The 11,998-nt window shown below is 67.0% G+C and carries 11 protein-coding genes; 6 read left to right on the forward strand and 5 right to left on the reverse strand.

Annotation, left to right across the window (positions count from 1 at the left end; translation table 11 throughout):
* Nucleotides 1-22 precede the first annotated feature (22 nt).
* Genes ACFE7K_RS03050 through ACFE7K_RS03060 form a run of 3 tightly spaced genes read right to left on the reverse strand, consistent with a single transcriptional unit; the run spans nt 23 to nt 4,380 of the window.
* Complete coding sequence (locus ACFE7K_RS03050; RefSeq protein WP_375396688.1) at nt 23-997, reverse strand: VOC family protein; 975 nt, start codon at nt 995-997, stop codon at nt 23-25.
* A 25-nt stretch (nt 998-1,022) separates the two neighbouring features.
* Nucleotides 1,023-1,877 carry a fumarylacetoacetate hydrolase family protein gene (locus ACFE7K_RS03055; RefSeq protein WP_375396689.1) on the reverse strand — a complete coding sequence of 285 codons (855 nt, stop codon included), beginning with the start codon at nt 1,875-1,877 and terminating at the stop codon, nt 1,023-1,025.
* A 28-nt stretch (nt 1,878-1,905) separates the two neighbouring features.
* Nucleotides 1,906-4,380, reverse strand: a complete 2,475-nt coding sequence (locus ACFE7K_RS03060) for a TonB-dependent receptor (protein WP_375396690.1) — start codon at nt 4,378-4,380, stop codon at nt 1,906-1,908.
* 122 nt (nt 4,381-4,502) lie between these two features.
* On the opposite strand from ACFE7K_RS03060, the gene ACFE7K_RS03065 reads away from it, so the two are divergent.
* From ACFE7K_RS03065 to ACFE7K_RS03075, 3 genes are all read left to right on the forward strand, one after another.
* A complete protein-coding gene (locus ACFE7K_RS03065; protein ID WP_375396691.1) occupies nt 4,503-5,414 on the forward strand; it encodes a LysR substrate-binding domain-containing protein in 912 nt (303 codons plus the stop codon).
* 133 nt (nt 5,415-5,547) lie between these two features.
* A complete protein-coding gene (locus ACFE7K_RS03070) occupies nt 5,548-7,203 on the forward strand; it encodes an FAD-dependent monooxygenase (protein ID WP_375396692.1) in 1,656 nt (551 codons plus the stop codon).
* A complete protein-coding gene (locus tag ACFE7K_RS03075) occupies nt 7,203-8,111 on the forward strand; it encodes an alpha/beta hydrolase (protein WP_375396693.1) in 909 nt (302 codons plus the stop codon). Before ACFE7K_RS03070 ends, ACFE7K_RS03075 begins: the two co-directional genes overlap by 1 nt.
* 86 nt (nt 8,112-8,197) lie before the next feature.
* Here the strand turns inward: ACFE7K_RS03075 and ACFE7K_RS03080 are convergent, their stop codons facing one another.
* Together ACFE7K_RS03080 and panC are read right to left on the reverse strand one after the other, a co-directional pair.
* On the reverse strand, nt 8,198-8,494 hold the full coding sequence (locus tag ACFE7K_RS03080) for a hypothetical protein (protein WP_375396694.1): 297 nt from the start codon (nt 8,492-8,494) through the stop codon (nt 8,198-8,200).
* Nucleotides 8,495-8,579: 85 nt separating this feature from the next.
* A complete protein-coding gene (gene panC / locus ACFE7K_RS03085; protein WP_375396695.1) occupies nt 8,580-9,410 on the reverse strand; it encodes a pantoate--beta-alanine ligase in 831 nt (276 codons plus the stop codon).
* Nucleotides 9,411-9,491: 81 nt separating this feature from the next.
* Between panC and ACFE7K_RS03090 the strand changes: the two genes are divergently transcribed.
* Genes ACFE7K_RS03090 through pgmG form a run of 3 tightly spaced genes read left to right on the forward strand, consistent with a single transcriptional unit; the run spans nt 9,492 to nt 11,993 of the window.
* Complete coding sequence (locus ACFE7K_RS03090; RefSeq protein WP_375396696.1) at nt 9,492-10,286, forward strand: division plane positioning ATPase MipZ; 795 nt, start codon at nt 9,492-9,494, stop codon at nt 10,284-10,286.
* Between the two features lie 4 nt (nt 10,287-10,290).
* On the forward strand, nt 10,291-10,578 hold the full coding sequence (locus ACFE7K_RS03095) for a J domain-containing protein (RefSeq protein ID WP_375396697.1): 288 nt from the start codon (nt 10,291-10,293) through the stop codon (nt 10,576-10,578).
* Nucleotides 10,579-10,604: 26 nt separating this feature from the next.
* The gene (gene pgmG / locus ACFE7K_RS03100) at nt 10,605-11,993 is read left to right on the forward strand and encodes a phosphoglucomutase/phosphomannomutase PgmG (RefSeq protein ID WP_375396698.1); all 1,389 of its coding nucleotides are present in this window, start codon (nt 10,605-10,607) and stop codon (nt 11,991-11,993) included.
* Nucleotides 11,994-11,998: the final 5 nt, after the last annotated feature.

Raw genomic sequence — 11,998 nt, forward strand, 5'->3', positions numbered from 1 at the left:
GCGTACGATCGGGGATCCGTCATCAGGCGGTTACCGGCTCCTTGCGGACGGCCTGAAAGGGCTCCGGGTCGGTCTCGTAATTGTGGACGAAATCGTGCGGCACCTCGGGTCCCCAGTTCGCCAGGCTGTCGCTCATCTCGTAATTGGTCGGGGTCCACAGCGCATAATCGTCGATATGATCCATGTCCGAATAATATTCGAACCAGCTGCCCCACGGATCCTGGATATAATGGAAGAAGTTCGAGCCGATCGTATGCCGCCCGAAGCCCCAGTCGCCGAGCTTCGCCTTGGCGAGCAGCGCGCGGCCGCCGCGGCCGACTTCGTCGGGATCGCTCACCATGAAGCTGCCGTGATGGAAGCCGACGCCCGGCGACTTGGCGAAAGCGACGACATGGTGGTCGCTGTCCCGCCGCGCGCAGCAGAAGGCGATGATGTCCTGCGCGCGGTCGGCCAGGCCCATGCCGAGCGCGTCGGTCATGAACGCGACGCTGGCCGGCACATCGGGGCTGAACACCAGGATATGGCCGAGCCGGAGCGGTTTCGCAGGCGCATAGGACGCGCCGGGCAGCATCGCCGAGCGGCGCTTGCGCACCGTCAGCCCGGGCGCGTTGACCTGGAACGGCGCGGCCGCTTCCAGTTCCGGATCGGCGGGGCGTTCGGACAGGTGGATCAGCATGCCGTGCGGATCCTCGACCCACAGGCCGTTATCCTCGAACCCGTCGGGCGCGGCGACCACCTCGCCGCCATGTTCGGCGGCAAGCGTCGCCATGTCGTCCAGCCCGTCCGCGCGCAGCGAGATGTGGTGCAGGCGCTTGCGGGGGAACCCGCCGAGCAGCACGATCGAATCGCGGTCCTGCCCCGGGCAGCGCAGCCGGGCGATATCGCCCCCCTCTCCTTTGGCAACATCGCCGACCAGCCCGGCATCGGTGTAGAACCGGACGCCCTCGTCGAGCGACGGCACTTCGAGCGTGAAGGAGAGTGGTCCCAGAACCGGCATGTCGGCGTCCCTTCCAGTGCCCGTCTTACGTCGCGGGCGCGATGACCCTGTTCTCGATTGCCCCGATGCCGTCGATCTCGCAGCGGACGACGTCGCCCGGCTGGAGGAAGCGCGGCGGCTCCATGCCCACGCCGACCCCCTCGGGCGTGCCCGTCGCGATCAGGTCGCCGGTCTCCAGCGTGAACGCGGTGGAGAGATAGGCGATCTGCGCCCACAGGTTGTTGATGAGCTGGCTGGTATTGCTTTCCTGCCGCTTTTCCCCGTTCACGAAACAGCGCAAGTCCAGCGCGTGCGGATCGGGCACTTCGTCGGCGGTGACGATCCACGGGCCGATCGGCCCGTGGGTGTCGAACGACTTGCCCATCGTGAAGGTCGGGGTGTGGAACTGCCAGTCGCGCGCCGACACGTCGTTGGCGACGAAATAGCCGAACACGTGGGCAGGGGCGTCGGCCTCGCTCACGCGCTTTGCGGCCAGCCCGATCACCGCGCCCAGCTCGACCTCGTAATCGAGCTTCCCGGTCACGCCGGGATCGATATCGTCATACGGGCCGGCGATGCAGCTGGTCTGCTTGTTGAACCACGTCTGGTGCTTGGCGCGCGCGACGCCGAGCTTGTCGGCTTCCTCCAGATGCCTGGCGTAATTCATGCCGATCGCCAGATACTTGCCCGGCCGCTCGATCGGGGCGAGCAGCTTGACGTCGTTCAGTGCCTTTGCGGGCTCGGTCCGTTCGACCAGCGCGCGCACCTCGTCGAGCGCCTCGGCCCCGCCCCCGGCGATCGACCGGATCGTCGTCCAGCGGCTGCCGGCGGCGACCAGGTCGATCACGCCATCCCCTTTTACTGCTCCGATCTTGGCATCATCGAACCGCACAAGTTTCATTCATATGCTCCGATTGTGCCTCGGCCGGTCAGAATTTGACCGAGGCTCTGGCGCCATAGGTCCGCGGCGCGGTCGAGCCGCCAACGAGCGCGTTGGCCAAAGGATGCGTCGTCGCGAAGTTCAGGATACGGTCATCCTCGATATTGCGGACGAAGCCGGCGATTGACCAGCGGTCGTTGGCGGGGCCGAACGACACCTGCGCATTGGTCGTCCAGGTAGATCCGACGCGCTGTTCGGGCAGGAACTCGAACCCGATTGTGCGACTGCTCTTATATTGCGTGTCGCCGCCGATAACGAGCTTGTAGTCGCCGACGTTGAACGTCTGCTGCGCCGCCAGGTTCACCGTCCATCGGGGCGAGTTGTACGATTGCTTGCCCGCGCAATTGACGTTGTAGAACGCCGGATTGGCCGACAGCGCAAAGGCGCAGCCGGTCAGCGGGGTGCCGGTCGCGGCGCCCTGCTGATAGGTGAACGACCGGTTCTTCGCGTCGAGATACTGGACGTCGGCGCTGACCAAAGTCGTCGGCGTCACGAGCACGCGGCCTTCAACCTCGACCCCCTTGATCCGCGAGGTGCCGATATTCTGGATGAACTGCGCGGTACGGCCGCTAAGATCGAGGCCGAGATGCGAGACCTGCTGGTTGGTATAGTCCCACAGGAACCCCTCGATGTTCAGCTGCACCCGATTGTCGAAGAAACGGTTCTTCAACCCAACGGTATAGGCGGTGATCAGCTCGGGCTGGTAGGTCTCGAACCCCTGCGCGGCGGAGAAGCCGCCCGAGCGATACCCCGATTCCACCGTCGCATAGAACAACGAACGCTCCGCCAGGTCGAACTCGATACCGCCATGATAGGTCACGCGGTCGTTGGTCAGGCGGTTGTTGTAGACGCTGTCGCTGCGCACGATGATCGCCCCCGACGCTCCTTGCGGGATCGGTGCGGGGCCGGCGGGGACCGGAAACGGCACCTGCGAGATATCGTCGACGGTGGTGAACAGCCGCGCGGTCGGGCAGGTCGGCACGCCGGCGACCCGCACCAGGCAGACCAGGTTGAGCGCGATCCCGGTACCGTTGAAGCGCTTGATATCCTTAGAATAGCGCACCCCGCCGACCACGCGCAGCCGGTCCGACAGATGCACGGTCAGCCGCCCGAACGGCGCGAATGACGTGGTCTTGTAGTTCTGGACAAGGAAATTCTGCGCCGCCGACAGGTTCAACGCCACCCGGGTGCGGATCGAATCGTCGTAATAATAGCCGCCGAGCGTATAGTCGAAGATGCCGACCCGGGTGCCGGTGAAGCGCGCCTCGACGCTGAACTGCTCATCCTTCTCCCGGTCGCGATAGGGGAATCCCCCCGCCTCGGCGAGATAGTTCAGCGAGGCGTAACGCCAGGCCGGAATGATGGTGAGCGTGCCCGCGCCGGTATCGTAATCGATTTGCGCGTTGGCACCGTAGAAATCGTTGCGCTGGAACGGATAGGGCGAGATCGCGTCAAGCGGGCGCCCGGCGGGTCCGGCGGGAATCGTGGTGCGATAGGCTTGCGCGGCCGGCGTATAAAGACCCTCGTCGAGCCCCAGCGCGGGCTTAACGGTGAAATAACTACCGTTGAACGGGAGATAGTTGCTGATGTAGGAAACACCGGCGCCGACGCCGCCGACATGGCTATAGTCCCCGGCGACCCGCACGGTCAGCGCCGGCGTGAGCGCCGCCTTCATCTGCACGCGCAGCGACGTCGTCTCGTCGTCCGAGGTGCCGCTCTTCAGATAGCCGTCATGCCGCGACGTGCTCGCCGAGACGCGCAGCGCGCCGTTCTCGCCCAGCGGCAGGTTGACCGCGCCTTCCGCCACCACGGCATTATAATTGCCATAACTCGCCGTCACATAGCCCGACAGCTCGCCGGGCTTGGGCTGGGTCGGGATCAGGTTGATCGCGCCGCCGGTCGCGTTGCGGCCGTACAGCGTGCCTTGTGGCCCTTTAAGTACTTCGATCCGGTCGAGATCGTAGAACAGGCCGCTGGTCGAGGTCGGACGCCCGATATAGACGCCGTCATAGTTGAACGCGATCGCCGGATCGCTGTTCGGAGTCAGCGTGAAATTGCCGACGCCGCGCAGGAAGATGAGGTTGCCGGTGCTCGACGGTTGCACCGTCAGCGCCGGCGCGAGTTCGCCGAGCCGGCCCGGCTGGGTGATGCCCGCCGCGACCAGGTCGGACCCTTGCACGACGCTGACCGCGACCGCCGCGCGCTGCAGGTTCTCGGACCGCCGCTGCGCCGTCACGATGATGTCGCCAAGGCCTTCCTGATCGGGCCCCGCATTGGCCGAGGCGGCATCGGAAGACGAGGCGGTGCCCTGCGTCAGCGGCGTCGCCTGAGCGGTGGGGTCGGTCGGTGCGGAAGGCTTGACCGGAGCCGGCGCATCCTGCGCGCATGCCGGGGCCGCAGCCACCACGAGCGAAGCGATTACCGACGTCGCCGCCAGCAGCCCGAACTTACCTGAGATTTTCACAGCCCCTCCTTCTCCATCACTGAATTGGGCGTCTGCGCGCCTTTGTTGAATAATCCGTAAACCAAGCATGGCGATAGGAAACGATGGCAAAACATCGAAGGTGTTTCTAAACCGGTATCACCATGAAGCTTGTTCAACTGAAGCACCTCGTCGCGGTCGCCGAACTGGGCGGATTGCGCCGCGCGGCGCGCCATCTCGGCATCGCCCAGCCCGCGATCACCCGAAGTATCCGGGATTTGGAGCACGAGTTGGGCGCGACATTGTTCGAGCGGAGCGCGGCGGGCATGACGCTGACGCCGGTCGGCGCGGCGTTCGTCCGGCGCAGCATGGCGGCGCAGCTGGAACTTGATCGCGCGCGCGACGAGGTGCAGCAGCTTAAGGGGATCAGCACGGGCACCGTTTCGATCGGTCTGTCGACCGCGCCGCACGTCTCGATGCTGCCGATGGTGCTCGAACCGTTCCGGCGGCGCTATCCGGACGTTCTGATTCGGATTACCGAGGGGCTGCTCCCCGCCATGGAAGCCGATATCCGAAGCGGCGCCATCGATTTCTATGTCGGGCCGCTGTCCGAAGACAGTTTGTCGGGCGAATATTCCAGCGAGAAACTGATCGAGAACCGGCGGGTCGTGCTGGGTCGTCGCGGTCATCCCCTCGCCGGCGCAACCTCGCTCGCCGAGTTGGTCGAGGCCCGGTGGGTCGGGACATCGGTGACCATGGACAGCGGGGCGGAACTGTCACCGCTGTTCCAGCGCTACGGCCTGCCAATGCCCGTCATCGCCGTGCAGGCGCAAAGCGCGCTGTCGATGATCACGGTCGCCGCGGCGTCGGACGTGCTTGCCATGCTGCCGCAACAATGGCTCGGCTTCGTACGGATCAGCAGGTTGATGACCCATATCAGGGTGCAGGAAGAGCTGATCGCGCCGGCGATCTGCGTGGTCAGCCGATCCCGGCTGCCGCTGACCCCTGTCGCACAGCATCTCTGCGACCTGTTCCGCCGCTCGGCGCTCAATCAGCGTGTGATAGATATTTGGTAACACCGGCGGCGAATTGCCATCATTTGCAATCGTGAATGCTTGCTTATCAGCGGATGTTGAGGGCGCGCGAGACGCCCGCGAGGAATGGGATGCTCCCACCTCGGTGGAGGAGCGCTTGTCGATGAGTATCGCCATGGACCATGGAATCGTCGTCATCGGCGCCGGTCCAAGCGGTTTGGCGATCGCGATCGAGCTCGGGTCGCGCGGCGTCGACTGTCTCCTGGTCGAACGCAATGACCGCGTGGGGTATGCGCCGCGCGCCAAGACCACCAATGTGCGGACCCGCACCCACCTTCGGCGCTGGGGCATCGCCGACAAGCTGGCCGCCGTATCGCCGTTCGGGGTGGACTATCCCTCCACCGTCACGTTCGTGACCCGGCTCGGCGGTTTCGAGCTGGCGCGGATCGAGAATGCGTCGAATTGCCATCCCGCCAGGAACGAGCTCTATCCCGAGCACGGGCAATGGGTGCCGCAATACAAGCTCGAGCAGGTCATGCGCGAACATGCCGATACGCTGCCGTCGGTCACGTTGCGCTTCAGCACCGAATTCATGTCGGCGACGCAGGGACCGGACGGTGTCGACCTGGTCCTGCGCGACCGCGACACGGGCGAGGAGCGGCCGATCCGGTGCGGCTATGTGGTCGGCGCCGACGGCGCGCGCAGCGTGCTGCGCGGCGTGGTCGGCGCGACGATGCACGGCACTTATGGCCTATCGCGCAACTATAACATCGTGTTCCGCGCGCCGGGCCTGGCCGAAGCGCACCCCCATGGCCCGGCGACGATGTACTGGCAGGTGAACCCGGCCGCGCCCAGCCTGATCGGGCCGATGGACCGCGACGATGTGTGGTTCTTCATGCCGACGCGGCTGCCCGACGGCTTCAAGATCACCCAGGACACCGCGGCGGCGCTGATCCGCGAGGCGACCGGGATCGACCTGCCCTATGAAATCCTGAGCAGCGACGAATGGGTCGCGAGCAGCCTGATCGCCGACCGCTATCGCCGTGACCGCGTCTTCCTGATCGGCGATGCCTGCCACCTCCACCCGCCGTTCGGCGGGTATGGCATGAACATGGGGGTAGCCGATGGCGTCGACCTCGGGTGGAAGCTCGCGGCGGCGGTGCAGGGCTGGGGCGGGCCGGCGCTGCTCGACAGCTATGAGATCGAACGCCGCGCGATCCACGAGGAAGTGATCGCCGAGGCGGCCGCCAACCACGCAATATTATCGAACGATTTCTGGGCGGAGGGGCTGGAGGAGCCTGGCGAGGCCGGCGACGCGATGCGTCACGCGGTCGGCGAGCGGATCGTGGCGGTCAAGCGGCGCGAGTTCCACACGCTGAGGACGGTGCTCGGCGGCTGCTACAAACAGTCGCCGGTGCTCGCGGCCGAGGATGGCGCCGACGACGCGACCGACGATCGCGGGTACGTCCCGTCGAGCCGTCCGGGCTGTCTTGCGCCGCATTTCTGGCGGGCCGACGGTCGATCGCTCTACGATCTGTTCGGGCCGGGCTTCGCGCTGATCGCACGGTTCGACGTCAATGGCGACCAGGTCGACAAGGCTCTCGCCGACGCGGCCCGGCGCGGCTTTCCGCTGGTCGCGATCTATATTACCGAGGACGAGGCGAACGGGCGTTATGACCTGCCGCTGACGCTCGTGCGGCCGGACCAATATGTCGCGTGGCGCGGCGCATATTGGTCCGGCGACGTGGTCGACCTGACCACCGGCTGGTCGCGGGACCGGGAGGACGGTGCCGCCGGGCGGTCCGATGCGATGCAGCCGGGAGCGGCGTGATGCCCGAAAGTGCGAGCAAACGATTCGTGGAACAGGTCGGCGCGTGGCGCGTCTCCGGACGCCGGCGCATCCCCGACCGGGCCGCCGCACCGGACGTGCCGCCGGCGGAGGCGCCGTTGGTCGTGGCGCTGCACGGCGGCACCTACACCTCGGCCTATTTCGACCTGCCCGGCTTCTCGCTGCTCGACCGCGCCGCCGCCGCGGGTATCCCGATCGTGGCGCTCGACCGCCCCTGCTACGGCGAGACGACGCCGCTGGATCCCGGTACGGAGACGATCCGCAACAGCGCCGAGCGGCTCGACGCGATCATAGCCGGGCTGGTCGCGCAATCGGCCGAGCCGGAGCGCAAGATCGTGCTGCTCGGTCATTCCATCGGGGCAGCAATCGCGCTGGCCATTGCCGCGCGGCAGCCGTCCTGGCGGCTGATCGGCGTCGCGGTGTCGGGAATGTGCCTGGAGAGCCCGCCCGAAGCCGGCGCGGCCTGGAGCGCGCTGCCCGAGACGACGATGGTCGAGTTGCCGCCGGCGTTGAAGGACGCGGTGATGTTCGGCCCCGATCATACGTTCGACCCGCCCATGCCCGGCCTGGGCCACCACGCCGACGCACCGGTGCCGCGCGCGGAACTGATCGACATCGTGATGGGCTGGCCGGACATCGCCGGCGACGTGCTCGGCGATGTCCGCGTGCCGGTATATTACCGGTTGGGCGAGTTTGACCGGTTGTGGGTGACGGATGCAGAGCAGGTCGCGCGGTTCGCCGCGGCGCTTTCCACCGCACCCCGGGTGGACGCCGCCCTGATGCGCGGCGTCGGCCATTGCATCGACTTCCACCGGCTCGGTGCCGAATTCCAGGCCGGACAGATTGACTTTGCCCTGGGATGCGGCGCGGCGACGTCGGATAGCGCCTGATCTCCGTCCCGCCGCCGTCTGCCCCGCCGCCCTCGCGGCCGCAGGAAGACGCCTTTGGCTACCCTTGGCCTACCTGCCATCGGCGTTCACGCCGCGCGGTGCATGCTCTGGTTCAGGAGCGCGCGTGCCTGGCGCTGCGCCTCGGCGATGTCGCGCGCGGTCATGTCGTCGGCGATTTCGGCGCGGCAATATTGCGCTTCGTGATGGCCGGCAACTGCCGCGAGATTGAACCATTTGTGCGCTTCGATCAGGTCGATGCCAACGCCGTTCGACCCGGTCGAAAAGACGATCCCCAAATCGTAGCAGGCGTCGCTGTTCCCGGTGGCGGCGTCGCGCAACCGGCTTTCGATCAGGAACTGCGCGCTTTTCAGGCTGCTGCCCATGTCCGGTCCCCCCTTTTGCCCCTTTGGCGGGATCACCCTGGCGGGGAGGCGTCAACAAAGGGTTAAGTGCGATTAACCGTGTCGCTCAATCCTCTATCGCGATGTTGTCGATCAGGCGGGTGGTCCCGATCCGCGCGGCGGCCAGCAGGCGCCGCGGCCGCCCGGGGATCGGCTCGGCCAGGCTCGCCGCATCGACGAGCGCGACATAGTCGGTCGCGAACCCCGCGGCGGCCAGCGTCGCCCGCGCCATGTCGAGCGCGTCTGCCCGGCCGGCCAGGATGGCGCGCCTGGCCGCCTCCAGCGCACGCGGCAGGGCGACGGCGCGTGCGCGCTCGTCCGTCGAGAGATAGGCGTTGCGCGACGACAGCGCGAGGCCGTCGGCATCCCGCCGAATGGCCACCCCGACGATCTCTACCGCCAGGTCAAGATCGGCTGCCATCCGCCGGATCACCGCCAGCTGCTGGAAATCCTTTTCGCCGAACATCGCCAGATCGGGCCGCACCTGGTTGAACAGCTTGGCGACGACGGTCGCGACGCCGTCGAAATGGCCGGGACGCGCGGCACCGTCCAGGCCTTCGCTGACGCCGTGCATCGAAATGCCGGTGGCGAAACCGGCGGGATACATCGTCTCGGCATCGGGCATCCACAGCAGGTCGCAGCCATGGTCGGCAAGCAGCGCGGCATCCTCCGCCGGGCGGCGCGGATAGCGCGCCAGGTCCTCGTCCGGGCCGAACTGGGCCGGATTGACGAAGATCGAGGCGACCACCCGCGCCCCCCGCTCCAGGGCGGCGGCGACCAGCGCCAGGTGCCCGGCATGGAGCGCGCCCATCGTCGGCACCAGGGCGACCGGCGCGCCGCCGTCCCTAAGCCCCGCCACGGCATTGCGCAGCGCCCCCATGACACGGACGGTTTGCACAGGATCGGACCCTCGGATAGAGACGGCCAAGCCTTTTATGGGCATGACTCCTCGCGGGCAACAGGAACACTCAGGCACATCATGGCGACCGGCCGCACCCTACCGCATGTCATCGTCTTCGCCAATGAAAAGGGCGGCACCGGCAAGTCGACCACCGCCGTCCACGTCGCCATCGCGTTGCAGGCGCGCGGCAGCCGGGTCGCCGCGTTCGATCTCGATCATCGCCAGCGCACGATGACCCGTTATTTCGAAAATCGTGTCGCGACCGAAAAACGCAGCGGCCGTGACCTGCCCACGCCGCGCTTCGCCGCGCATGACGGCGAGAGCCTGCCGCGCTTTTCCGAGGCGCTGGAACAGCTGAGCCGGGACATGGATTTCCTGGTGATCGACACGCCGGGGCGCGACGATCGGTTCGGCCGGATGGCCGCGACCCGCGCCGACACCCTGGTCACGCCGATGAACGACAGCTTCGTCGACTTCGACCTGATCGGCCAGGTCGATCCGGACACCTACAAGGTGACGCGGCCAAGCTTCTACGCCGAGCTGATCTGGGACGCGCGCAAAGCCAAGGCGAAGAGCGACGGAGTCGCGATGGACTGGGTCGTGCTGCGCAACCGGCTCCAGCATATCGAGGCGCGCAACATGCGGCGGGTGTCGGAAGCGCTCGGCCAACTAGCGAAGCGCGTCGGCTTCCGCATCATCCCGGGGCTGGGCGAACGGGTGATCTATCGCGAACTGTTCCCCAAGGGGCTGACGATGATCGATTCGCGCGATTTCGGCGACATGGGGCTGGCGCATGTCGCGGCGCGGCAGGAGCTGCGCGAGATGATGGCGGCGCTCGCCCTGCCCGAGCCTGCCTTGCCGCTGTTCGCCTGAGGCGATGCTGACCAAGCTGCTCCTTGCGGCGCTGATCGCCTATGCCGGCTGGTGGCTGTGGCAGGGTCCGCGGTCGGTGCACCGTTCGGGCCGCCGCCCCGGCCCGCCGCCGTCCGACGAATGCGACGCGGCGCTGGCGGTGCTTGGCCTCGATGCGGCGGCCGATGATGCCGCAATCCGTGCTGCGCACCGACGGCTGATCCAGGCGGTCCATCCCGATCGCGGCGGCTCGGCCGATCTCGCGCGGCGGATCAACGAGGCCCGCGATACGTTGCTCGCCCGCCGCCTCTGACCAATCTGATCCCGACAGGAACCAGCATGACCCATCGCATCGATCCCTCATGCCTGCGCGAGTATGACATTCGCGGGATCATCGGCCGCACGCTCGGCGCCGACGATGCCCGCGCGGTCGGGCGGTGCTTCGCCACCGTCATGCGCCGCGCCGGCGGCACGCGGGTGGTGGTGGGTCGCGATGGCCGCATCTCGTCGCCCGAGCTGGAGGCGGCGCTGATCGACGGGCTGACCGCTTCGGGGGTCGCCGTCGTGCGCATCGGCCTGGGCCCGACGCCGATGCTATATTATGCCGAGGCGGAGCTGGAGGTGGATGGCAGCATTCAGATAACCGGCAGCCATAATCCCGCCGAGTATAACGGCTTCAAGATGGTCCTGCAGCACCGTCCGTTCTTCGGCGAGGACATCCGCCAGCTGGGCGCGATGATGGCGGCCGGCGACTGGGAGGAAGCCGACCTCCCCGGCGACGTGACCGACGCCGACGTCGTCGACGATTATGTCGGACGGCTGATGGCGGGCTATGCCGGCGGCGCCTATCGCATCGGCTGGGACGCGGGCAATGGCGCGGCGGGCCCGGTGATCGAGAAGCTCACCAAGCTGCTCCCGGGTGAGCATCACCTGCTGTTCACCGATGTGGACGGTAATTTTCCCAACCATCATCCCGATCCGACCGAGGAAAAGAATCTGGCGCAGCTGAAGGCGCTGGTCGTCGAGAAAAAGCTCGATTTCGGACTGGCTTTCGACGGCGACGGCGATCGGATCGGGGCGATTGACGGCCACGGCCGTGTGGTCTGGGGCGATCAGCTTCTGTCCATTCTGGCAGAACCTGTTCTGCGCGAGCTGCCCGGCGCGACGATCATCGCCGACGTCAAGGCCAGCCAGGCGCTGTTCGACCGGATCGCCCAGCTCGGCGGCAAGCCGTTGATGTGGAAGACCGGGCATTCGCTGATCAAGACGAAGATGAAAGAGACCGGGTCGCCCTTGGCCGGCGAAATGTCCGGCCACATCTTCTTCGCGCAGGATTATTACGGCTTCGACGATGCGCACTATGCCGCGGTCCGGCTGATCCGCGCGATCCACCTCAGCGGCAAGTCGATGACCGAGATCAGGGGCGCGATGCCGGCGCTGGTCAACACGCCCGAAATGCGGTTTCAGGTCGATGAGAGCCGCAAGTTCGCGGTGGTCGACGAAATACTGGACCGGCTGGCGGCCGAGGGCGCGGAGGTCGACCGTACCGACGGCGCGCGGGTGACCACGCCCGACGGCTGGTGGCTGCTGCGCGCGTCGAACACGCAGGACGTGCTGGTCGCCCGCGCCGAGGCGAAGGACCAGCCCGCGCTGGACCGCCTGCTCGCCCGGATCGACGCACAACTGGCGGAAAGCGGGCTGGAGCGCGCGCCGCCGGCGGGACATTGATCGGG

The organism is uncultured Sphingomonas sp. (genome assembly GCF_964244265.1).
In the GTDB taxonomy this organism is placed as follows: Bacteria; Pseudomonadota; Alphaproteobacteria; order Sphingomonadales; family Sphingomonadaceae; genus Sphingomonas.

Bases quoted from the DNA above. Each gene is read 5' to 3' on its own strand.
- ACFE7K_RS03050 (WP_375396688.1), bottom strand. From the start codon at position 997: ATGCCGGTTCTGGGACCACTCTCCTTCACGCTCGAAGTGCCGTCGCTC.
- ACFE7K_RS03055 (WP_375396689.1), bottom strand. From the start codon at position 1,877: ATGAAACTTGTGCGGTTCGATGATGCCAAGATCGGAGCAGTAAAAGGG.
- ACFE7K_RS03065 (WP_375396691.1), top strand. From the start codon at position 4,503: ATGAAGCTTGTTCAACTGAAGCACCTCGTCGCGGTCGCCGAACTGGGC.
- ACFE7K_RS03070 (WP_375396692.1), top strand. From the start codon at position 5,548: ATGGACCATGGAATCGTCGTCATCGGCGCCGGTCCAAGCGGTTTGGCG.
- ACFE7K_RS03075 (WP_375396693.1), top strand. From the start codon at position 7,203: ATGCCCGAAAGTGCGAGCAAACGATTCGTGGAACAGGTCGGCGCGTGG.
- ACFE7K_RS03080 (WP_375396694.1), bottom strand. From the start codon at position 8,494: ATGGGCAGCAGCCTGAAAAGCGCGCAGTTCCTGATCGAAAGCCGGTTG.
- ACFE7K_RS03090 (WP_375396696.1), top strand. From the start codon at position 9,492: ATGGCGACCGGCCGCACCCTACCGCATGTCATCGTCTTCGCCAATGAA.
- ACFE7K_RS03095 (WP_375396697.1), top strand. From the start codon at position 10,291: ATGCTGACCAAGCTGCTCCTTGCGGCGCTGATCGCCTATGCCGGCTGG.
- pgmG (WP_375396698.1), top strand. From the start codon at position 10,605: ATGACCCATCGCATCGATCCCTCATGCCTGCGCGAGTATGACATTCGC.